The organism is Streptomyces sp. NPDC000878 (genome assembly GCF_053599695.1).
Map to the genome: position 1 here is coordinate 1 of NZ_JBSFMT010000115.1, position 21,425 is coordinate 21,425.

A 21,425-nucleotide genomic window follows, 5' to 3' on the forward strand; every position below is an offset into this window, starting at 1 on the left:
CCCACGACGAACTCGACCCCGCCCAGCACCGGCGCGCCCTGCTCGCCCTGGCCGACGACCTCGGCACACGGCTGCGGGCCGACGGACAGATCACCACCAGCCTGACCTGCACCGTCCGATACGCCGACCAGACATCGACCCGCCGCAGCCGCCCCCTCCCTGAAGCCACCCACCACACCGTCCTCCTGGCCCGGGCCGAGCCGCCGCGTACGCGGTGTACGACTCCCCCGGTCTGCAACGCGCCCGAGTGCGGAACATCGTCCTGCGGGCCGACGCCCTGAAACCCGCCGCTCAAGCCGTCCGGCAGCTCACCCTCGACGCCGACAAGGACAAGCACATCAAGATCGAGGCCGTCGCCGACCGCGCCCGCACCCGCTTCGGCCACAGCCTGCTCTACCCCGCCGCCCTCGCGACCGGCGCGCACACCGTTGGACGTCACTCGCGGCCACATCGCCCGGAAACGGAGTGAAACCTCAGGTCACCGGCCCATTGGGTAAAAGGCACGTCACCGTGGAATCTGACACGGGGGAAGCGGTGCGACCCCTTGCGGAAGCCCATCGCTGCCCGTTACGGCTTTGATCCCGTTCACCCTGTTCCCGTACGGCACGGGCAGCGTACGGAGGCCGTCGCGATAAGTTTCGGCTCAGGTGTAAATCCGCCCGGCCGGCGTGTTCCGACGTGTCCCCTGACGCCCCGGAGCCCGTCCGGGGGCACCGTACGACGGCCGCCTGCTTCTCGGTGAGAGGCAGGCGAGTACGTGCCCCTGGACGGTGGATCTTCTGGTCTGGTCCTGGCGCGGAGGTTACGCGTGTTTGCCCACGTAGCGGATCTTGAGTTTTCGGGTGGCCACTTGGAGCGTCTTGCGGACCGCAGGGGGGGACATGTCCATCCGGCGGGCGATTTCGCCCGTGGTCATGACGAGGACGTATCGGCAGACGAAGATCTCAAGCTGCTGTCGGGTCAGGGCCGTTTGCAGCATGGCGATCATGTTGGAGAGTTCGATGTTGGCCACAGCGGTGTGTTCGGCGGGTTCTTCGTCGGGCTCGGGCTCCACGATTCTCTGCAGGGTTTCGGCCTGCTTACTGGCCCGCTTGTGGTGCTGGTTGATCAGGTTGGTCAGAATGCCGTACAGGTAGCGCTCCGGGTGGCTGATCTTCCCCGTGAGTACGTCGTCCCACTTCTCCCACATGGCGACCATGACCTCGTTGGCGATGTCCTCGCCAACGCCGCTGGGGCCACACTTGTGAGCTGCGATGTTCCGGGCTCGGATGAAGTAGCGGAGGTAGAACTCCTCGAACTTGTGGTGGAGTTCACGGGACGCCGGCGGGGGTGTTTCCCCCGGCTGCGGCGTGTGCGGAGCGAGGAGGTACCGCCCCGGCTCCATAGTGTGGGAGCCGGAACGGTCCTGTGATGTGTACGGCGGTGTCATAGATCCTCGGGGTGGTCAGTTCCGGGATTCAGTGTCACGGTCGGCACGGGCGATCGTGAGGATCTTGATCCTCGTGACGAACTTCTTGATCTTCTTGATGGACATGGTGGAGATCTCGATGACGACGTCGAGCACCACCGTGCCGACCGCCACTGAGAGCAGGGCCGTGTGGTGGTTCACGAGTTCGCCGAGCTCCTGGGTCACGAGCAGGACGAGCGCGATGACCCGCAGGACGAAGCCGGCCTTGTGCGCGTCGGGGGTCCGCTTACGGATCGTCATCTCCGTGCGTACGACCCGGTCACCGTTGCGCTCCTTCATGACCACCTCGGTCACCTGGAAGCGGTGCAGGAAACGGCGCAGGACGCTCACCGCCGTCGCGCTTAGGTCGATGAGCACGTCGACGGCGAGGACGAGGAGGGCCGCCAGCAGCATGCCCGCGTCGTACGCGTCGTCGATCGGCAGCAGCGGCAGACCAACGAGGGCGCCGGCGACCCCGCGGAGCGAGACCCGAATGCGCTGGCCCAGCCCCTTGCTCTCGGGAGCGCCGAAGGACGCGCCGACCTCGTACCCGCCGCCCGTCACCGGGTGCTCGATGCGGTGGCGGGAAGGGCCGCGCTGATCACTGATCCGGACAGCAGGAGTGCGGAGCTTGGCCTGCGCCGAGGCGCCGGCTTCGATCCGTCCGATATGAGCGGTCTTGCCGTTGGTGGCAGCCACCCCGCGGTGCGCGCGCTCCTTGTCGGACTTCCGTCCGGCATCGCCGCGCCGGGTCCCCTTCTTCTGCGCAGGCGCGTCCTGCGGGGACTTCGAATCGGGCGAGGGCCGGGGATCGTTCGAGGCACCCGAAGGTGTCATGGGTCTTTCTCCCTTGCGGTGGACTGCATGTGTGGACTGCGTGGCGGCGGAGCCGCCCAAGGCATCGGTGCTGGGGCCGTGGTGCGTTTTCCGGGAAGAAACGGCCCGTGCGCGACGATGACATCTTCGCGTTGCCTGACCTTGCTGACTAGTAGCGATCTGCGACCAGGGATGAGCGGTTAGTGCAAACGGGTGTGACGTGGATCACAAGTTGGTAGCGAATTCACCCCCTCGGCCCACATCGCGACGGACGCAGTGGACTGCGTCGCGGCGGAGCCTGCCGCCCGGTCTCCGGGAAGAGTCAGGTGGCAGGCTTCCGCTTGTTATGGAAAGCGATTTCCCGTAACGCCCAGTAAGGCTCGGGGGTGAGATGGTCGCCCTTGGTCGGATCGTGGCGTGACATAGGTCACTGGAACCATCCTGCCGGAATCATCGTCCGCCCCGAGCAAGCGGAACAAAAACCCCACGCGATGGTAAAACGCCCTCGATCGAGGGCGGTGGATCTTCTGAACCCACGGGACCGGCCCCTCGCGGCGGCGCGCACACGAGCCCGGGGCGGCGCTGAACTGCTGCCCGTGCCAGGCGTCCCGGCCGGGGCGGAGGAGGGGTGGTGCGCAGTTTCGCGATGGGTGAGACGGTCGTACGGCGTGACGTGCACCGCGGCGGCCGGGTGTGGAGCGAGCAGGCGCTGTGTGTCGTCGCCGATACGAGTGAGGCGTTGGTGACCGCCTGCGTGCCGGGAGCGGAGGCGCGCTGGCCCTCCTTGTACGTCAAGGCCCGTTCGGACGGTGACCGTTCGGTGCGCACGGAGGCGTTCGAGGCGATGGCGGCGGGGGAGTGGGAGCTCGTGGACGGCCGGTGGCAGGAGACCGAGCTGGTCCTGTGGAAGCCGCCCGGCGCGTGGTTCAGCGTCAACGCCTTCTTCACCCCCGCCGCCGACGACGGGCGTCGGCTGCGGAACTGGTACGTGAACTTCGAGCACCCGACGGTTCGGACCGCCGACGGGTTCGACACCTTCGATCTGGCCGTGGACCTGGTCGTCGACCCCGACCTGAGCCGGTGGCACTGGAAGGACGAAGACGAGTACGCGCACGCACGACGGCTCGGCATCATCACCGACCCTGAGCACCAGGCCGTGACCGCTGCCCGCACCCAGGCCCTCGCGATGATCGAGGAACGCTCCGGCCCCTTCGCGGACATCGACGCATGGGCCGGCTGGCGGTGGGACCCGGCCTGGCCCGCGCCACGTCTGCCGTAACCCGTCCCGGTGGCCGGGAGGACGGGCGTGCCAACAGGGGACTGATCCGTACCGCAGCTGATCACCGGGACTGCGGTCGGCCATGGTCGGCGGGTTACGAGTGAGCTATGGCGTCTGCCCGCAGGTGGGCGAAAAGGGCCTGTACCTCTTGAGGGCGGTCGCCGTCCGTCGTGAAGGACAGGATTGCCCGCAGGACGTGGCGGGCGAGGTTGCCGTTCGCCTGGACGTCGTCGCCTGCGCTGAGAGCCCAGCCGTCCATCATGCTCAGTGGCACCGTGGTCATGTGCGAGACGAGGCCCTCTCGCAGCTCCGCCAGGGTTTCTTGCCGGTTGTCGCCGTGCGGGTCCGCGATGCCGGTGGCGAGTGGCGAGCAGCACCATGGTCTGCAGTCTGCTGGTGCCGTACTGGGCGATCAGTACGGCCAGCGGCTGTTCGCCGTGCCCACTGCGGATCAGGGCGGCCAGGGCCTCGTCGTCGTTAGCCCACGCTGCTTCCAGCGCGGCGACCGCGCGCATGACCTGATCCGGGGTCAGCTCTGGTGACATAGGCAGCACCGTAGCCACTCCCGTACGGACCCCGGGGATGATTCGGAGCAGAAGTCCCACAGAATCACGTATGCGCCGTCGCAACTCCCGCCCAGCGCGGGGGCCGGGCGGGAGCGGTGCGGTCCCCTCCGGTGGTTCTTTCAGCACGAGGGGACGGCGCGGCCTTCCAGACGGGAAGGTCCGACGCCCGGGGGAGGCGTCCCTTCCATGGTGCGCCCTGCCCCGGGTGTCGCAAGGAGATGTACGTTTTCGCCGCCAAAAGCGTTCGTTGGGCCCCGTTTTGATCTCGCGGGGGAATGTCATGGCGTATTGGGCGCGGGGTGCGGCTGGGACCCATGGCGGCATTGTTCCGTAACCGCAAGATCACATTGAGTGGTGGGGGGTCGGTCCACCATGCTGGCGTCCAGCCTCCTGCGGCGCTTCAGCACCGCCGCGGGAGGTCCCTTTCAGACACCCAAGTACAGGGGAATGGTGCGATGTTCAGGAAGCAGGTGTGGATCGTGGCCGTACTGGCGGCGGTCCTCGCGTGGAGCACGGTGATGACCGTGCTGGGTCAGCTCGCGGCGGTAGCCGCGCTGCTGCCCTCGCTCGGACTGCTCGTCCAGCAGATCGTCGCCGCGTTCACCGGAATGGAGACGCGGCGCACCGGCGCCGCGGGTTCCGGCCCGGCTGCGGCCGGGCCGGAGGAGCCGCTGCGATGAAGCCACCGTCGGTACCAGAACAGCCAGGGCCAGATGAGCCCAGCAGGCGAGGCCGCAAACCGGGGGAGATCTCCGAGGAGGCGGGCGCCTGCCACCGGGCGTGGCTGAAGCCGGTCCGCAGCCGCCTGTCCGTCTCCCGTCTCACCCTCGACGACCTCGTCAGCCTCACCGGCTACTCCAAGACCCGCATCTCCACTCTCCTGCGCGGCATGGAGTACTACCCCGGCTGGGAGATCACCTACAGCGTGGTGCGCGCCCTGGACCTCCCCGTCTGGCCACTGCGCCGGCTGTGGACCGCGGCGGCCCGCGAGGCGCACAAGGACCAGGAGTGGATCGAGGAACGCATACACGAAGTCCAGTCGCTCAAGCCGGAACAGCCGCCCGTGGCCCACCAGGCCTTCACCGACGCCATGCGCGAGCCCTACACCGCCTACGCCCGCGCCTTACTCCACAGCGACCCGCGCGCCCACTGGGTTGTCGCGGAAACCTTCGACATCCTCTGGCTCGGCTGGGACGAAGCCGTCGCCAGCTCCGACGTACGACGCCACGCCTGGCGCCTGCTGCGCTCCCGCGTCATGCTCCGCGCCCACCACCACGGCGGCTACCCCGACCTGCGCCCGGCGGCGTTCTCCACCGTGACCCAGAGCCGCATCGGCGACCTCACGGCCCGCTTCGCCGAAGTCAGCGAACTGGCCGCATTCTTCGACGCCGTCGGCCAACTGCCCCCCGACCAGCTCGACATCATCGTCCTGCGCCACCTGTGCGGCATCGACGACGCCACCGTCCCCACGGTCACCGGCCTGTCCCCGGCCAGCGTCCACGCCTACGACCACCTCGCCCGAGGGGCCCTGGAGACCATCCACCTTCGCCACGACGCGCCTGGAGTGATCACCCCGAAATGAAAGCCATCGACGACCTCCTCGCCCGTTCCCTGCTCCTGAAGAACCCTCAGATCCCACAGGACACTGTCGCCTACGACGACATCGCCTACCCCCTCCTCATGATCGATGGCCCCTTCCCTGGAGGGGACCTCGGACACGACCTGGCGGACGAGACCGCGGCCGCGCACCTGCGCTCGCTGTGCGAAGTGGCCGTCAGCCACTCGGCTTCCGGACAACTCGCCGAACAGCTCGCCGACTTCATCACCGAACAGCTGCCCGCCCCCCGAGGCGCCTGGCTCCTGGGCTGCCTCCTGCAACTCACCGACGCCGACGAGGGAGCCCGCTTCTGGTGGCAGTACGCCGCCGGAGCCGGAGACACCGCCGCCTCCTACTGCCTCTACCTCCACCACCGCGCCCTCGGGGACCGCCACGCCGCCGCGTTCTGGCACGACCAGAGCGACATCGCCGACACCGACGACGACCTCGTCTGCAGAGACGGGATCGACGACAGCGTCCCCACCTTCCTGCGCATCCTCCACCGCCTCACCCCCACCACCCGCCGCGCGCACACCGACTCCACCCTCGCCGTCATGGACTACGTCGCTGCCGCAGTCGCCGCCGGCTACGACCTCCACCCCGAATACGAGATCCCTCTCCCGGGGCCGTACTTCGCCGAGCACATCGAGATCCTCCTCGCCGCCACCTCCCCGGATCCGCACCGCGGACGGCGGCCGACCCGCGCCCTTCCCAACCGCCCCACCGACACCGACGACCGGCCGGACGAAGAGCATGCGGAAGAACCGGAGCAGGTTCTCGTGGAGGTCGCGGCCGCCGACGACGAATCCGCATCCGCGTTCCGCGACGCCGTCGCCGCCTGCTGGGAGAAAGCCACCCTCCGCACGGCCCGCGCGAGGGAAACCGACCGTTCCGGTGTGCGTCTGTCCTACTACCTCGACCGGCGCCCCCTCACCGAGGCGCTCCGGACACCCCGTGCCCGCACCCCACAAGACCGGATCGGATGAGCGCGTCCGTGGACACGACGTAGAGGCGTGCCGAGCTCACCCCGGGTCGCGATCCCACCGATTCCGGCCTGTGGATAACCCGCGTCCGTGCCGCTCAGCGGCCCCGGAGCGCGGCGCGGATGGCGGCGACGTGGGGCCGGATGAAGGCCCGCGCCCGCTGTTCGGCCTGGGCGTGCTCTTCGTCGGTCAGGACCCGCCGTACGCACAGTTCGGTGATCTCGACTTCGTAGGTGCGGTAGTCGTCCGCAGGCCGGGGCAGCGGGACGGGGTACAGGTGCCAGCCGTGCGCGGTCGCCCGCCACAGCTGCCGGTCGGCCTCGGCGAGGGTGCCGTAGTGCTCGATGAACATCGCCACGACGTCCGCGGTGAAGTACGTCGACGGCCGGTCGCCCGCCGCGCACCCCGGGCAGCCGTCCTTGCCCGTGCACACCGCCAGGCGCCGGTCGTAGCGGGGCGGCCAGAAGCGGGGATGGGCGCGCTGCTGGGTGTAGGTGCGGCCGACGGGCCGGCGGTGGACTTCGACGTGGCCGCCGGCCTCAAGGCTGCGCGCGGCCCGCCGTACGGCGGCGCGTTGGGCGTCGGTCGGCTGCTCGACTCCGTAGACGATGCGGGCGAGGCCGGTGACCGAGGTGGCCAGCGGGGTGCCGTCGATGTCGCTGAGGCCGCCGGGCTCGCTGCGTATGTACGCCAGCACGGCCCGCTGCACCCGCCCGAGTCCTCGTGACACGCCTCCAGTGTCCCGCTCCGCCCGGGTCTGGGAAACGAGCGCTTACGGCTTGGCCCGGGGAGATCGGAGTGAAGGTGTTGGGCATCTCAGCAACGAACGCTTACGTCGCGCCTGCGGTTGTCGGCGGGTCCGGGACGACGAAGCCTCCAGAACCCGAGCGTGGTCCTGGAGGCTCATCCCTTGCTCCGCAGGCGCTGCTCAACGAGCGCGGCCCTGACGGCGTCACGCGGCAGCGGGCTCCTCCACAGGGTCGAAGGGGCGGGGATCGGGGCGCGCTCAGCCGGTTGCGCGTCGGCCGGGCCGCCGTGCCCGTGCCGCCGTCATTGTGGCGGTGACGTCAGGCGGGGGATGTCGGCGGGGGAGAGGTCGGGGCGGGCGCGGTGCCAGCAGGGTTCCACCAGCGTGACGTTCAGCTTCTCCCTGGTGCCCCACCCGGCGGAGAACGACCAGCCCGTCCAGGGGTGGCCGCGCCGGGCCGGAGCGAGCAGGCCGGCGAACGTGCTGCTGGCCGTCCGGGCGAGATTGACGGTGCGGCCGGTGTACTGAAGGCGCCCGAGATCGTCGTACCTGCCGAGCAGCAGACTGCGGGGAGCCGCTACTGAGCCGGTGATCGCGCCGACGACAGCCTCGGCCGTCTCGCGCACCTTGTACTTCAACCAGCCCCTGACCGACGGCTCGTAGACGCCGTCCAGCCGCTTGTAGACCACTCCCTCCATGCCTACCGACGTCCACGTCAGCCACTCGCGGACGACGTCGGCCTCGGTGGTCGACGGGCACAGCGCCCACGGCGCCGACAACTGGCGTGCGGCGAACACCGACTCCAGCGCGGCCCTGCGCCGCCGATACGGCCACCCGGCCGTATCCGTCCCGGACAAGCGCAACAGATCGAACGCGACGAAGTGAGCCAGCCACTCCTCCGCCGCCCTGGCCGCCCCGGCACCACGCCGGGCCAGCCGGTTCTGCAACCGCTCGAACGAGAGGCGGCCCGCGGCGTCCCATACGACCAGCTCGCCGTCCAGAGCGGTCGCGTCCGGCAGTTGCACGGCCCCGGCCACGACCTCCGGAAACGCCGGCCCCATCTCGGTGCCGCGCCTCGAGCGCAGCACCACCCGGCCCGCATCGACGGAGACGAGCGCGCGGAATCCGTCCCACTTCGGCTCTCCCGCCCAGCCCGGCGGCAGATCAGGCTTGGGTACGGGAGTGCTCAGCATCGGCTCCGGCAGCGTCCACGTCACACCGCATGCCTTCCACGCGGTCGGTACGCCACCTGGGTGGCTGCGGCCGACGGCAGTCAGCCTGGTGGTCCTACCCGACCTTGGATTCCCGATCGTGCCGCCGATCCGGTATCCGCCTCGTGTACGCGATATGTAACTAAGAGTGCGTAACGGGTACGGTCTGCGCATGCCTATGGGGGAACACGACACAGAGGGCCCTTCCCACAGTGGAGTTGGGGTAGGGGTGGCGAGCGTCGCCGTCCCATCGCAAGCGGGGCCGCACGCGACAGAGTTCCAGTTGTCGGTCGGCGAGGGCAAGATCCTTCAGTTCAAGAAGAAGCCCCAGATCGCTGCCGTCGCAGAGCTGGTGTGGAACGCCTTGGACGCGAACGCGACGCTGGTCGACGTCGAACTGCGCCGTGAGTGGGACGCCATCACACAGATCGTGGTGACCGACAACGGGCACGGCATGACGCCGGAGCGGGCCCGCTCCGCTTTCGCGGGATATGGCGAAACCTGGAAGACCGGAAAGTCGCATACCGAAGGCAACACGCGCATCCTGCATGGCCGTAACGGCGAGGGACGCCTGTATGCCCTCGCTCTGGGCGACCGGCTTACCTGGGAGTCGGTGGCTGAGGTCGACGGCAGGCTTGTCGGGGTCTGGATTGGCGGAAACGCCGACCACTCCACTGTCTGGCGGGCCGAAGAGATGGCACCCGCCCGTGACAGGACCGGCACCACGGTCCGGATCGACGTTCCCCAGGGCAAGACATTGCGCGGCCTGGACCGTCAGGACACTGCTGCGAATCTCACCGCGAAGCTGGCGTTCTACCTCAGGGCCTACCCCGACGTCTGCGTGACGTTCGAGCAAGCGGCTGGATCCCAGCGACATCATCGTCGGTGAACCCATCGACCTGCCGCTGTGCCTGCCAGAGGAGTACGCCCAGGAGGACCCGGCCCCGGTCGTGACCTTCGTGGAGTGGAATCAGCGGATGAGCGACCGCAGGATGCTCATCTGCAACGCCGACGGCATTGCTCTGTACGAGCAAGGGCGGGAGTGGTCCGACAGCATCGTCAGCTTCACGCCCTACCTGCGGTCCAACCTGTTCAACGACATCTCCGTCGAAGACCTGCACGCCCTGCCCATGTCCCACGGCGGCCTCCTGGACGCAGCCGCCAAGGCAGTCCAGGAACACCTCTCCCTACGCGGTGCCCAGATCTCGGCAGCGGTGGTGCGGCAGCTGAAGGACGAAGGCATCTACCCCTACTCGGGGCCGCCCACCAGCGGTACGCAGGCGATCGAGCGCCAGACCTTCGACGTCGTGGTGACTGTCGCCCGCGATGCCCTCGCGACCAAGGGACCAGCTCGCCGACTCTCCGTGAAGCTCATCCAGACCGCGCTGGAGAGCAGTCCCGGCGACCTCCACACCATCCTGGCGAAGGTTCTCGCACTCAGTGACGAAGACCGCCGGCACTTGAAGAACCTCTTGGACAGCACCGACCTGACCCATGTCATCGAGGCAGCCACCACCGTCACCAACCGCCTGAACTTCATCGGCGCGCTGCGTAAGATCCTCGCCGACCCTCACCTCCGCAAGGACTTCCGTGAAGTCGACCAGCTTCACCCAATGATCGCCAAGAACCTCTGGCTGTTCGGCGACGACTGGAATATGGCCATGAGCGAGGTCGGGCTCACCAACGTGCTCCAAGCACACCTGGAAGAACAACTCGGTGGGGACGTTGTCCTGGAGACCCGGCTCGACACCGTCACGCAGCCGGACGGGCGCACTGGCCGGGTGGACATCCTGATGTTCCGCAGCCGGCGCGACGACAGTTCCACCGAACGGCTCGTCATCGAGCTCAAGCGCCCCAACGTCAAGGTGGGAAAGAAGGAGCTCGACCAGATCAAGGGCTACGCCCGTGCCATCGTCGACGACCCGCAGTACAGCGGTGTCGACTGTAAATGGCGCTTCTATCTGATCACCTACGAATACTCGGACAAGATCCTTCGCGACATCCGGCAGAAGGACAAACCGGAGGGCCTCGCCGACGACCACCACGACTACGAAGTCTGGGTCAAGAGTTGGGGCGAGATCCTGGAGACGGCGGAGAGGAAGCTGCTGTTCTTCCAGAAGCAGCTGAACTACGAGGCCACCGACGACCGCGTCACGCAGCACCTGCGCGAGAGCTACTCCCGTTTCATTCCGGAGGCACTCGCCGAGAACGGCGCGGCAGCGGCCGGCAGTTGAAACAAGGAGCGCATCGCACCCCTGACCTGGTCAGAATTCCCCACATCCGGAACTGCGGAGAACGCGCTGCACCATCGGCTCCGACTCGGCCACAGCCCGATGCGCGCAGGGTGCTCAACTTGAGACGAGGGTGAGACCATGAGCGACGACGGGCCAAAGTTTCCAGAGGCGTTCCACTACCAGGCTGAGATCGGCCAGCGGAGCAGCAACGCCTACTTCGGCACCGACGTGCTGAGTGGGCTGGTCGCCGGTATGGATGAGTTCCGCACCGATCCCGAGGGCCGCTGGAGGCAGTTCCGATCCCTCGGAGCCGCAGTCCTCGGATGCGTGCCCTGGTTGGACGACCCGGCTCTTCTCAGCGCCATCGATCGATTCCCGTCCGCGTGCGTGGTCGTCACGAAACAGGAGCTGAAGAAGCGGGGCAAGGAGAAGTTCGAGCGTCTCAAGCAGTACGCCCAGCAGGGAAATGGCTTCCCTGCCGATTCTTTTGCCGAGATGACCGAGCTGGTCTCGAGCTACGACGGTCAGCCTCCGGTGATCGGCCCTTACGCGCCCCGGACCGAGGGCCTGCGTGTCCCGACGATCCGCTCGTTCGGATTCCGAAAGACCGGAAGCCGTCCCGTACCTCTCATCCACGCCAAGATGTTCCTTCTGGGGCACTTGTGGTGGCATGACGAGGACGGAACCCCTGCCGGTGTTGTCGATGTCACCGGCTTCACACCCAAACGACTGTGGTTGGGAAGCACGAACGGAACCGAGAGCTCGCGGCTCGGTCTTGAGTTCGGTGTCTGGCTGGACGACCCAGACCTGCTCGCCGACGCTCAGCAGTTTCTGATCAAGCTGATGCGGTCATCCGAGAGCATCGACCCGGACGACGACGTGTTCGAGCCCGAGTACGTCAGTGTCGAGTACGACGATGAGGCCTTCCGCGAAGCGATGCGCTCCAGCGCGTATGCCACTGATGAAGACGAATGAACTGCGCTTCCGGAAATGCGTGGTGACGGCCCGGTGATCCCGTTTAGCGTGATCTGGCTGGCGATCGTCAGCAGCATGTGGTGAACACACTGGAGTACCGATGGTTCTGCCCGCACGACTCACTGCCGCCCTGGGACGACACCCCGACGACCTCACCGAGGACGATCTGCAGCGTGCGGTAGAGAACCACATCCCCGAGAGTGTCGACCTCGACTGGAAGAAGGACTTCTACAAGGGCGCCGACGCGGACAAGAAGGAACTCGCCAAGGACGTGTCCGCCATGGCCAACACCGCCGGCGGCATGGTCGTCATCGGCGTCGACGACGGCAAGCAGGATCACGCCCACGCCCTGGCCCCCTTCGACCAGGTCCCGGGTCGCGGTGAAGAGTGGATCCGCTCGGTGCTCGCGAACTGGATCCAGCCCGTCGTGCCCAACGTCGGCGTACGGGCCGTGAGGTCCGCAGCCCACGAAGGCAAGATCTACTGGCTGCTCACCGTGCCCCGAAGCACCCAGGCCCCGCACGCCGTCGCGGCCCCGGGCAACGACTACCACTTCCGGGTCCACGTCCGGCACGGCACCACGACCCGCACCCTCTCCGAATCCGAGATCGCCCAGCGCTACCGTGACCGTTTCCAGGCCGCCTCCGACGACGTCGACCGCCTGAAGCAGGTCGCCGACGCAGGCTTTGGCTACTTGTCGGCCTATCTGACCAGTACCGAGCACGGCGGCAGCCCCAGGGCGACCTTCTCTCCCGCCTGGGTCGGCCTGGCCGCGGTCCCGGCCGCCCGGGGCACCTGCCCCCTGAGCACACGGGCGGACCGAGACGCAGCCTTCGCCCGCTTCCGCACGCTCGCCTGTGAAGGAGTGACCATCAGCGCGATGCCGGAAGGCACCGCGCTGGTCGGACGCCGCCAGGCCCGCTTCGAGGGCACACCAACCGGCCAGCTCCACCAGGACGGCAGCTTCTACGCGGCTCTGCCCCTCAACTTTCAGAGCGACCACTACAACGACGACGGCCCCAAGCGGCTGTATAACCGTGGGCTCGAACTCGGTCTCGTGGCTCTGGTTCAGGCTGCGGCAGCCTGGGCGGCGGAGACCGGAGCGGTCGGTGACCTGGTGCTGTCCGCCGCGCTCCACCGCTTCGACGGCGGTGACGGGCCGGTGCGCCTGGTCGCGTCAGAGGAGGGCTACCCGAGCGACGGCACCGTTGCGCCGCTCCCGGAAAGCCCGGCACAGACCACGGTGGACCTTGGTGCCATCGTCACCGACAAGCGGGAGGCCGTGGTCGCGGCCTACGCTCTCGTCGCAGATCTGCTGGCCGACATGGGGGCGCACCAGCCTTACGTCCTGACCCCTGACGGGGACATCCAGACCGGCCGGCTCAACTCCGACTACCGCCAACAGCTCACCGGTTGGACCGCGTAGGGCGATGCCGCCGGCCGGGCCACAGCACGAGACCCCGGGCCTCGACAGGCCCGGGGTCCGGTGAGGGAGCGGCTGGAGGCCGTCTCAGTAGTCGTCCCGTTCGGAGGGCGGGCCGTACTGCTCGATGAGGTCGCAGGTGCAGGAGCCGCCCTCGTACACCGTCTTGTCGCACTCGTCATGGTGGTGCCGTACCGGCGGCCGCTTCGCCGGGACGACAGCCGCGGGCGGGGCGGGAGGCCGGTCGGCTCCGACCCGGGCAGCGGCCCTGAGCTCCTGGTCCACGACGGCGGAGGCGATCTCGTCCTTGCGCCACTGCTCGGGGGAGTTGTGGCGTACCAGGCCGCCCGCGTAGGCCATGCGCAGCAGTTCGGCCTTGGTGTGCTTCCGGGTCAGTTCGGTGAGGCGCTTCATGCGCGCCAGGCCGCGGGCCGCCTCGGCTTCACGCTCATCGTCCGCCCCTGTGCCGCCCGCGTCGCGCTGCTCCGGCACGGGCGCTTCCGCCGGCGCAGGCTGCTCAGAACCTCCGTCCGTCGGTGCCGGGTGTGAATGGGTGCGGTGATGGCATTGGATGGGCGTCAGCAAGGATCAGGACGGCTGTCCCTGCTCACGTTGCGCAGCCGCAGTGATCATGGCTGTCACCGGGTGACCAAGCTGCTGCCGTCGGGTGCCAATCGCGAGGATGGCTGGCCGTCATGGGGGTGCCTGTTCACAACAGAGTTGCCGGATGCCACGAATGCTGCGGATGCCCGGTAAGGATGTTCTGCCGCCCGGCCCCAAGCGGGATTTCGTTGCCGAGCTCTACCTCCATTAACGGGAAGCCGGACGGCCCCCGCTCCCGAAGATCGAGGCGCTCACCGGCACCATGCCCGACGCCTACAAGGTGAGCCGAGAAACCATCCGGCGTCTCTTACAGGGACAGACCACCAGCCAATGGCCAGTAGTCGACGCTCTCCTGCGAGCCCTGTGCCAGATGCAACATCGGGATCCCGATGGCCGTCGCTGGCCGGAGCCGGACGACGGCCGCTGGGACGAGAACGATCCGACGACTTGCCGCGAACATCTGCGCCGACTGTGGAACGACGACATTGACGGCCTCGAGCCGGACGAAGCACCGGCACCTCCACCCGCTGCGCCGGCGCCGGTGCCCCCGGCCAGGCAGGCTTCCGGCGGGTGGGGTGGTTCTGCATCGCACCCGGCAGACGGCCCATGGGCTACCGGCTCCCCCGCCAAAACCCCCGCCCAACCAGGTGGATACAGCGACGAACCTCCCTTCTGAGAAGGGCTCTCCCACTACCAAGGGCACGCCCTCCAGGTGGAGATGTCCTTGGCCTGGCGTCCCGAGAGCCGCTCGGACAACCACAGCGGAGTGGCATATCGCCGTCGTGCCCGGAATCGCGGGCGGCCGGGTTCCGGGCACGACGGCAGCTACCTGCCGAGCATGCGGCGTACGGCATCGACCGGGTCTCCCTCTCGGGCGGCCGGATAGTCACCGCGCACAGCGCCGGGCGGGACGGAATCCTCGGGCCCGCGCTATCGAGCGCTGCGCCCTTCGCTGTGCCGGACTGCCTCAGAAGAGCAGAGGGCGGATGGGTTGGACCGTGACCTCGGCTTCGGGGAAAAGGGCCTGGTAGGGGGCCGCTACTAGCCCTGTGGAGGGCTCCTCCGAGTACAACCTGAGCGTGCGGACCTGTGGGCAGCTGCCGTACAGCAGCGTGAGATCAGTGTCCTCGCGAATGTTCGTCACATTGACAGTCTCGAGTGTGGGCAAGTGCGGAGACGAGAGGAGCCCGGGGAGGTATTTCGCCGCGATGCTTATTGAGCTGAGACACGGGAGTCGGGCGATCTCGGCCCAGTCCCTGGGGCCGAGGTCGCCGATATCGTTCTGGATGATGAGGTACTCCAGCGTCGGCCAGGTGCTCAGACCGCGCAGCCCGGTCTCCGCAACAGCGTCCCCGCCCAGTGACAAGCTGGTCAGAGGAGCGTCCTGCGGGAGCGTGGACAGCCCGCCCGGCAGAGGTGTCGAGGCGGTGAGCGATTGGAGAGTGGAGAGGCGGCCCAGCCCGGCTGTCCCTCCAAGGTCTCGGATAAACAGTGAGATCAGCCCCGTCTCCGCCAGGGGCGTCAGGTCCTCAACTCCTGGACAGTCCGCTAGATTGATGTGGCGGACGCAGGGCATAGAGCCGAACGGCTGCACGTCGTTCAGCAGGGTGTTTTCGTAGAGGCCGAGGGACTCCACCCGTTCGGGCAAGGCCTTGAGGATCCCTGCAGGAGCGTGGTCTCCTATTACGCCTACTCGTGTCCGATCGCCCAGGCGGGGCAGGGCGAGTACCTGTGCGGGCGAGGTGACGAAGAGGAACAGGTCGTGGGTGTCAACGTGGCTCAGCACCTCGTCGGCGTACACCTCTGCATCGAAGAGATTCCACGCCCGCGTTAGATTGATCCGGACCCTCTGCGCGGAATGGTTCCGGTATTGCGCGAGCACGGGCACCGCCGCTTCCGTGCCGACCAGCGCTGCCGTCGCCGTTACGGCCTCGGCTTCGTCGTCGGAAAGTTCGTGCGGGCCTGGCAGCAGTTCCAGGATCAGCGGCCCGATCTGTGCCAATTCCTTGGCCTCGGCGTCCGTGTGGGGTGGCAGCAGCGTTGCTGTTGCCACCTCGACCTGGCGTCGCACGGCCGGGTCGAGTTCCGTGGCGTGTTCCAGGCACGCCATCGCCAGCAGGCGGACACGTTTGTCCGAGGAGGCCGTCAGCAGATTCAGCAACTCGGCCCTTTCACGCGGCCGGGCTTGTGCCACCGCCATGCGGATGACGTCCGCCCATTGGTCGTCGGCGGCGTGTTCCGCCAGCAGGCCGAAGTCGCCGGCTTCCACGGCCGCCCGCGCCCCCAGGTAGTCCTGAAATGTGCGGTGCACGAAATGAATCGAATCCGGGGTGGGGGAGAGGAGCAGGCCGGTGCGGATCAGGAAGTGGCGCAGCACGGCATCGGCGTCCCCGAGGACCTGCGCCGCTGGGATCGCCGGGAGCACCTCCGCGATGATGCTCTCTGCCCGGCTGCGGTCCAACTCTGTTCGGCCGTTGCGTATGAGCCAGTGCGCGAGTCGCTGGAGGAGCTGCAGTTGGGGCTCCTCGCTCAGCTGCGGGGTCACCATGTCACGTTCGCGGTCGCGGCGAACCAGCAGCAGGGAGAGCGCTGAGTCGTACAACTCCTTGCGGCCGTGTGGAAGGTAGCCATGCCTGTCACGGTGCAGGGCGCAGATCAGGCCGCACATCAACGGATTCGTGGCGAGGCGCCCCAGGTCCGGTTTGGTGCGGACGGCATCGCGCAGCTGGGTCTCATAGGCGGCCAGGAGGGCGTCCTCGTCGGGCGCGCCGGTGACGGCCGCCCGATGCCAGCGACTGATGAAGGCTGCCACACCCGACGGGCTCATCGCGGAGAGACCGAGCTCAGTGAATCCATCGGCGGCGAGCCAGTCCTCGCGCACGGCCGAGGGACGTGAGGTGACGAGCCAGCGGTTGCCGGGGTAGGCCTCCAACAGGTCGCGTAGCCACGTCCCTGTACGTTCGCGTTCGGGCTCCGGCACCTCATCGAGGCCGTCTACCAGGACGAGTCCGCGCCCGCTGGACAGGACTCGGTGCTCCCAGCCTTCCGGCTGGGTGCCGGCCAGGGGGCAGCCGACGGCGGTAAGGAAGTGTGCGGGGGCGGGGAGGCGTTCGCCGTGCCGGGTGAGAGTGCGCAGGGGGAGCACGAACGGGATCCGACCGATGAGGTAGGCCATACGGTCCGCGGGGCCGGTCGCCGCCGACACCGCGAGCCACTGGGTCAGCGTGCTTTTGCCCGATCCTGCAACCCCGCGCAACAGCACTCGGTCATGTTCGGCCAGCGCCTGATCGGCGGGGGCAGGGGCGGAGACGGGGGAGGCCGACTCCGGCCCGAAGCCGGGTTCTTCCCGGTGACGGATCACATCCAGGCTGAGGTATGCGGCGTCCAGCGGCCATCGATTCGGCGAGTTGCTTAGATCAATGCCGTAGATCGTGAGCTTGCCGTGCTTCTTGGCAACGTAGTTGAGGTAGCCGTGCTCGAAGGCTGTGTCCCGAGTGCCCGGGCGCGGGGTACGGGCAAGTACCTCATCGACCTTCGCGATGAGGTCCGCCTGCGTCCGGGTCTGTTCCACCAGGGTACGAGCCACAAAAGTCGAGCGGCGGGTGAAGAACTCCAGGATCTGCAGGCAGGCCCACTCCGTCGCGGAGTCGAGGAAGAACTGAGCGTCGGATGACAGCCCATCCGGCTCGGGCCCCTGGTGACGCAACGTGCGCGCCAGTTCCCGCTGGCCTAGCCGCACGGCTTGGATGTCGCTCATGTCCAGATCCCCTAGGGCAAGCAGCCTTCGGGCCAGTGCATCAGCGACGGCGACTCGCTCCTGGGTGCGGAAGGGACGCTCGCCGGGCGAGTCGATCGCTTCCTGGACCAGATGGGCCGCGAGCTTGTGTACGTCCTTCTCGCCCAGCGTGCGCTTCTCACCACGGAAAGAGACCAGGTTCTTCAGTCGCACGGGCCTGTCGACCAGTCCAGCACCAGGCCCGTCCGCCACGAAGAGTTTCCTGATCAGTGAGCCGACCAGATTGGAGGCCAGCCTGCCACCGAGTACCACTGGATCCATCCGCCACCCCCGTGTGTTCCGGATACGGGAGGAGCCTAGACGGTGGTGACTACAGCTGTCCGTTGCACTGCGGTAGCTGGAACTTTCTCTCGTCACCGGCGCGCAGACGGCGGCGCTGTTGTCGCTGTCCGGGACGATCGTGAATTCCCTCGTGCGCGGCCGGGACCCATTGCCCTGCCCCACAGGTGCCCGCCCATGCGCTATGTCCACCGCATGCCGATGGCGGACAGCTGCTCCATCCTCTCCGGCGTCAGCGTCGCGGCCCTGCTCCGCTGATTCCCGATCCAGGCCCCCAGCTTCTGCTCCCGTTCCTCCTGGTCCTCGCCGACGATCCGCTCGACGTGCTTCCTCGGGACCTGAAGGTGCCCCTCACGCTCGTAGAACTGCTTGGCGGCGGCGAAGTTGAGCGCCCACTTGTCGGCCTGGGTACGGCGTGCCTTGGGCTTCTCGTCCTCGCTCGCGGGTGTGATCCCGAGGACCTGCTCCAGCATCCACTGCTGCACGGTGCTCAGCTTGTCGAAGCCGAGCCTCTGCGCCCGCACCCACCAGCCGAGGTCCTCGCCCTGGCGCATGACGTCACCTGGCTCGGTGGGCAGTTCGCGGCCCTCGTCCAGGTGCTGCCGGGTGAGGTGGAACGCCCGTTGCCACTCCACCGGCCAGACCGGACACCACGACGCGTCGATCTCCTCCAGATGCTCCCGCCGGTCCTCCGACAGCGCGCCGGCCACTGAACCGACCGGCAGCCCTTCGGCATGCCGCCGTTCGATCTCGGCGGCCTTCCGGGCGGCGGCCCGGGCGTTCTTGAGCCAGATGCCCACCTTCGCGCCCTGGTAGGTGGCGTCCAGCGGCGCCAGGAGGTGCCCGCTCTCGGCAGCCCACCCACGGGCGGCGGACAGACCTTCCTCCCACGCGACATCGAAGTGCGACCACACCATGCCCAGCTTCTCCAACTGCGCGACACGGTCCTCGTCTATGTCCCCGCGGGCGAAGAACCTCCGGGCATCCGCGATCCACTGCCCCAGAGGGAAGTTGGCCAGCGAGGCCGGCCACCCCGCTGCCACCGCCTCGGGCCCTTTCGGTACGCGGTATGTGAATGGCACCTTCAGGTCGCCAGCCTCCCGCGCGTACAGCACGGCGGCCTCCACACCACGGCGCCAGTGTTCGTGCTCGGGGTTGAGGACGCGCAGGTTGATGAACGCGGCCAGCGTGGCCGGGTCGCGCGGCGTGGAGAACTTCAACAACGCCTTCGCCGAAGCCGACGGACCACCGGACCCGTCCCCGCCGCCCTGCTTGGCCTTGGACTCCTTCTGGGCGGGCTTGTAGCGGCTCGGGGCCTGCTGCTCAGCGAGCTGCTCCACGATGCGGGCGTCGTGCGCCCTGAGCGCCTCCAGCAGCTTCGCCAGCCCGCCGAACGCCCGGCTCGTGAGCATGTTGTCCGCCGTCTCCCCAGGCCCCAGGAGCACCGGCACGACCAGCGACGCCATCTTGCCCTCGCCCGGCTGCATCCGCAGCGCACGGCCCACCGCCTGGACCAAGTCCGGCATCGAGCCGCGCACATCGGCGAAGTACACGGAGTCGCAGTTGCTGGTGTCGACACCCTCGCCCAGCACCTTCACCGAGCTGAGGAACGCCTTCTCCACCACCGTGCCGTCGGCGGCGATCAGGGAGGCGAACTCCCCGAGCACCCGCCGGCGGTGGAGCGGCTTGTGATCGCCACACAGCCAGTCCGCCCACACCGTCGCCGGATACAGCTCCGGATCGTCGTCGTGCAGCTGCGCCACGACATCAGGGACCCCGGCCGAGAAGGCTTCGGCCTCCTTCACGACATGGTGGAACGTGAGCGTGCGCTTGAAGGCCTCCTCCGCCGACGCCTTCACCAACGCCGTCTGCAGGGCAGCGAGCCGCGCCCCGCGCATCTCGTCAGAACGGCCCTCGGCACCGAGCAGCATGGCGGCCTGGAACTGCGTGTCGGTGATGTCCACGCACACCACCTGGTACGGCGCACAGATTCCCCTGTCGATCGCCTCCGACAACGTCAGGGTGAAACACCTGCTGCCGAAGGGCGAGTTGGGATCGTCCTCCATGCTCGCCACCAGCTCGCCGGGCGCGCCGTCCTGGTCCTCGTCCCCGAGCTGCCACACCCGGGGCGTAGCCGTCATGTACAGCCGCCGCAGGGACGGGATCTTCTGGTTGTCGTGCACGACCGCCCACGGCTTCCCGATCCGGCCGGAACACCGGTGCGCCTCGTCCACGACGATCAGGTCCCAGGCCGAAAGGCCGACGGCGTGCGCCCGCTCCAGCGTGCCCAGACCGAGCGAGGCGTACGTGGCGTACACGGTGACCTTGTCCAGGCCCCTCGTCCACTCCACCAGCTCGTCCACGTCTGTGGTGTTAGGGAAGGAGGCCTCCTCACCCCGCAGGGAGGAGACGCCGATCATCGGGCCCCTGCGGCCTCCCTCGCGCCACGCGGCCTCGGTCTGGGCGAGCAGATCCAGCGAGGGCACGAGCACCAGCACACGGCCCGCGTGGAGCTCCTCCGCACTGCGGACCGCCACCCGGGTCTTCCCGGACCCGGTCGCCATGATCACCTGTGTCCGCAGACCTCGCTCCGGCACCAGCGATCTTGCAGGCAGTTCGAGGGCACGGAGGACCGCGTCAATTGCTTCTCGCTGGGCTGCCTCGCGCTGATCTGCGCGGTTCGTGGTCGACATTTCTGTCTGCCTTCTGCTGGGTGTCGTCCGGTCGATTCGAGCGGCGGTGAACTGGAAACCTGCACTTAGATGAGCTTTGAGGGCTACGGTTGGACTGGCTCGGTTGGCTGGCTGTTCTGCCTCACCGGATCACCGGAAAGGGTCTGCGGTGGATCTCCATAAGCCTCTGAGCGTTCCGGGGTGGCGTGCTCTGAGTCCAGAGTCTATCTCGTGCTTCAAAATGAAGCAGCACAAGCGAGAAAATCCCTCGAACGTGGCGCGATCCTGTTAGCCTGTCCCTATCGGACCGGAAAGCAGCCTGACGGGAGGTCACGTGATCGTGGTTTCAACTCCACTCCCAACCCGGTGTTTCCATGCTGTCCTGACCCTCTGTCACCCTTCTTTTCCCTTCCCGATTCGGCCCGCACTCGCGTTCCCGCTCGCCCCCTCCCCTCACTGCTGCCGCTTTTCCTCACGGTTCCCCGTGGGGCGTGGACTGTTGGGGCTGGAGCGCAGCGGAGGCCCCGGATCGGGGCTAGGGCGGGATCGGCCGCAGCGCGGCCGTGGCGCGTGGCGCGGAGCGCGGCGCGCCCAACGCGCGGGTGCAGCCCGTGAGTTGGTGTCAGGGCACGCAGTGCCCTGACTGGCGCTCACGCGGAGCGGGAGCTCCGCGGTTGCGCGGAGCGCAACCGCTCGCTTGCTTCGGGCGAAGCCCGAAGGGACTCACCGATCCGAAGACCCAGGGCGACGGCGGACTGCCCGTCCACTCCGAGTCGTTGAAGAAGATCGTGCCGAT

General features: G+C 68.0%; 18 protein-coding genes. 10 read left to right on the forward strand and 8 right to left on the reverse strand.

Annotated elements, in window-relative coordinates; genetic code table 11:
* On the forward strand, positions 1-281 hold a 281-nt coding region (locus ACWDR4_RS47165), incomplete at its 5' end, for a DinB/UmuC family translesion DNA polymerase (protein ID WP_450418009.1).
* Positions 248-469 carry a hypothetical protein gene (locus tag ACWDR4_RS47170; protein WP_450418010.1) on the forward strand — a complete coding sequence of 74 codons (222 nt, stop codon included), beginning with the start codon at positions 248-250 and terminating at the stop codon, positions 467-469. The genes ACWDR4_RS47165 and ACWDR4_RS47170, both read left to right, overlap by 34 nt.
* Before the next feature lie 333 nt (positions 470-802).
* Here ACWDR4_RS47170 and ACWDR4_RS47175 read toward each other — a convergent pair whose 3' ends face one another.
* The gene (locus ACWDR4_RS47175) at positions 803-1,429 is read right to left on the reverse strand and encodes an RNA polymerase sigma factor (protein ID WP_450418011.1); all 627 of its coding nucleotides are present in this window, start codon (positions 1,427-1,429) and stop codon (positions 803-805) included.
* A 15-nt stretch (positions 1,430-1,444) separates the two neighbouring features.
* A complete protein-coding gene (locus tag ACWDR4_RS47180; protein WP_450418013.1) occupies positions 1,445-2,284 on the reverse strand; it encodes a hypothetical protein in 840 nt (279 codons plus the stop codon).
* A gap of 610 nt (positions 2,285-2,894) precedes the next feature.
* On the opposite strand from ACWDR4_RS47180, the gene ACWDR4_RS47185 reads away from it, so the two are divergent.
* On the forward strand, positions 2,895-3,542 hold the full coding sequence (locus ACWDR4_RS47185; protein WP_450418014.1) for a DUF402 domain-containing protein: 648 nt from the start codon (positions 2,895-2,897) through the stop codon (positions 3,540-3,542).
* A gap of 94 nt (positions 3,543-3,636) precedes the next feature.
* On the opposite strand, the gene ACWDR4_RS47190 is transcribed toward ACWDR4_RS47185, so the two are convergent.
* On the reverse strand, positions 3,637-3,825 hold the full coding sequence (locus tag ACWDR4_RS47190; RefSeq protein ID WP_450418016.1) for a hypothetical protein: 189 nt from the start codon (positions 3,823-3,825) through the stop codon (positions 3,637-3,639).
* A 738-nt stretch (positions 3,826-4,563) separates the two neighbouring features.
* Here ACWDR4_RS47190 and ACWDR4_RS47195 point away from each other — a divergent pair.
* The 3 genes from ACWDR4_RS47195 to ACWDR4_RS47205 are packed head-to-tail and all read left to right on the forward strand — an operon-like array spanning position 4,564 to position 6,691.
* On the forward strand, positions 4,564-4,788 hold the full coding sequence (locus tag ACWDR4_RS47195) for a hypothetical protein (RefSeq protein WP_450418017.1): 225 nt from the start codon (positions 4,564-4,566) through the stop codon (positions 4,786-4,788).
* Positions 4,785-5,690 carry an XRE family transcriptional regulator gene (locus ACWDR4_RS47200; protein WP_450418019.1) on the forward strand — a complete coding sequence of 302 codons (906 nt, stop codon included), beginning with the start codon at positions 4,785-4,787 and terminating at the stop codon, positions 5,688-5,690. The genes ACWDR4_RS47195 and ACWDR4_RS47200 overlap by 4 nt, the downstream gene beginning before the upstream one ends.
* Positions 5,687-6,691: a DUF6207 family protein gene (locus tag ACWDR4_RS47205; protein WP_450418020.1), complete on the forward strand. Its 1,005-nt coding sequence runs from the start codon at positions 5,687-5,689 to the stop codon at positions 6,689-6,691. Before ACWDR4_RS47200 ends, ACWDR4_RS47205 begins: the two co-directional genes overlap by 4 nt.
* A gap of 94 nt (positions 6,692-6,785) precedes the next feature.
* Here ACWDR4_RS47205 and ACWDR4_RS47210 read toward each other — a convergent pair whose 3' ends face one another.
* Both ACWDR4_RS47210 and ACWDR4_RS47215 read right to left on the reverse strand, forming a co-directional pair.
* Positions 6,786-7,418 (reverse strand): hypothetical protein, encoded by a 633-nt coding sequence (locus ACWDR4_RS47210; protein ID WP_450418022.1) that lies wholly within the window; start codon positions 7,416-7,418, stop codon positions 6,786-6,788.
* Between the two features lie 320 nt (positions 7,419-7,738).
* Complete coding sequence (locus tag ACWDR4_RS47215; RefSeq protein ID WP_450418023.1) at positions 7,739-8,653, reverse strand: ATP-dependent DNA ligase; 915 nt, start codon at positions 8,651-8,653, stop codon at positions 7,739-7,741.
* Positions 8,654-8,876: 223 nt separating this feature from the next.
* On the opposite strand from ACWDR4_RS47215, the gene ACWDR4_RS47220 reads away from it, so the two are divergent.
* The 4 genes from ACWDR4_RS47220 to ACWDR4_RS47235 all read left to right on the forward strand — a co-directional run bounded on the left by ACWDR4_RS47220 (position 8,877) and on the right by ACWDR4_RS47235 (position 13,282).
* The gene (locus tag ACWDR4_RS47220) at positions 8,877-9,536 is read left to right on the forward strand and encodes an ATP-binding protein (RefSeq protein WP_450418025.1); all 660 of its coding nucleotides are present in this window, start codon (positions 8,877-8,879) and stop codon (positions 9,534-9,536) included.
* Between the two features lie 88 nt (positions 9,537-9,624).
* Positions 9,625-10,881: a hypothetical protein gene (locus ACWDR4_RS47225; RefSeq protein ID WP_450418026.1), complete on the forward strand. Its 1,257-nt coding sequence runs from the start codon at positions 9,625-9,627 to the stop codon at positions 10,879-10,881.
* Positions 10,882-11,019: 138 nt separating this feature from the next.
* Complete coding sequence (locus ACWDR4_RS47230) at positions 11,020-11,856, forward strand: hypothetical protein (RefSeq protein WP_450418028.1); 837 nt, start codon at positions 11,020-11,022, stop codon at positions 11,854-11,856.
* Between the two features lie 100 nt (positions 11,857-11,956).
* Complete coding sequence (locus tag ACWDR4_RS47235; protein ID WP_450418030.1) at positions 11,957-13,282, forward strand: AlbA family DNA-binding domain-containing protein; 1,326 nt, start codon at positions 11,957-11,959, stop codon at positions 13,280-13,282.
* An 84-nt stretch (positions 13,283-13,366) separates the two neighbouring features.
* On the opposite strand, the gene ACWDR4_RS47240 is transcribed toward ACWDR4_RS47235, so the two are convergent.
* The 3 genes from ACWDR4_RS47240 to ACWDR4_RS47250 form a co-directional block, all read right to left on the reverse strand.
* Entirely contained in the window at positions 13,367-13,771 is a 405-nt protein-coding gene (locus tag ACWDR4_RS47240) for a hypothetical protein (RefSeq protein WP_450418032.1), read from the reverse strand.
* Between the two features lie 1,078 nt (positions 13,772-14,849).
* Positions 14,850-17,939 carry an NACHT domain-containing protein gene (locus ACWDR4_RS47245; RefSeq protein WP_450418034.1) on the reverse strand — a complete coding sequence of 1,030 codons (3,090 nt, stop codon included), beginning with the start codon at positions 17,937-17,939 and terminating at the stop codon, positions 14,850-14,852.
* 200 nt (positions 17,940-18,139) lie between these two features.
* Positions 18,140-20,650, reverse strand: a complete 2,511-nt coding sequence (locus tag ACWDR4_RS47250) for a Helicase associated domain protein (protein WP_450418036.1) — start codon at positions 20,648-20,650, stop codon at positions 18,140-18,142.
* Positions 20,651-21,425 lie beyond the last annotated feature (775 nt).

Bases quoted from the DNA above. Each gene is read 5' to 3' on its own strand.
- ACWDR4_RS47205 (WP_450418020.1), top strand. From the start codon at position 5,687: ATGAAAGCCATCGACGACCTCCTCGCCCGTTCCCTGCTCCTGAAGAAC.
- ACWDR4_RS47180 (WP_450418013.1), bottom strand. From the start codon at position 2,284: ATGACACCTTCGGGTGCCTCGAACGATCCCCGGCCCTCGCCCGATTCG.
- ACWDR4_RS47195 (WP_450418017.1), top strand. From the start codon at position 4,564: ATGTTCAGGAAGCAGGTGTGGATCGTGGCCGTACTGGCGGCGGTCCTC.
- ACWDR4_RS47175 (WP_450418011.1), bottom strand. From the start codon at position 1,429: ATGACACCGCCGTACACATCACAGGACCGTTCCGGCTCCCACACTATG.
- ACWDR4_RS47235 (WP_450418030.1), top strand. From the start codon at position 11,957: ATGGTTCTGCCCGCACGACTCACTGCCGCCCTGGGACGACACCCCGAC.
- ACWDR4_RS47225 (WP_450418026.1), top strand. From the start codon at position 9,625: ATGAGCGACCGCAGGATGCTCATCTGCAACGCCGACGGCATTGCTCTG.
- ACWDR4_RS47190 (WP_450418016.1), bottom strand. From the start codon at position 3,825: ATGACCACGGTGCCACTGAGCATGATGGACGGCTGGGCTCTCAGCGCA.
- ACWDR4_RS47200 (WP_450418019.1), top strand. From the start codon at position 4,785: ATGAAGCCACCGTCGGTACCAGAACAGCCAGGGCCAGATGAGCCCAGC.
- ACWDR4_RS47245 (WP_450418034.1), bottom strand. From the start codon at position 17,939: ATGGATCCAGTGGTACTCGGTGGCAGGCTGGCCTCCAATCTGGTCGGC.
- ACWDR4_RS47250 (WP_450418036.1), bottom strand. From the start codon at position 20,650: ATGTCGACCACGAACCGCGCAGATCAGCGCGAGGCAGCCCAGCGAGAA.
- ACWDR4_RS47230 (WP_450418028.1), top strand. From the start codon at position 11,020: ATGAGCGACGACGGGCCAAAGTTTCCAGAGGCGTTCCACTACCAGGCT.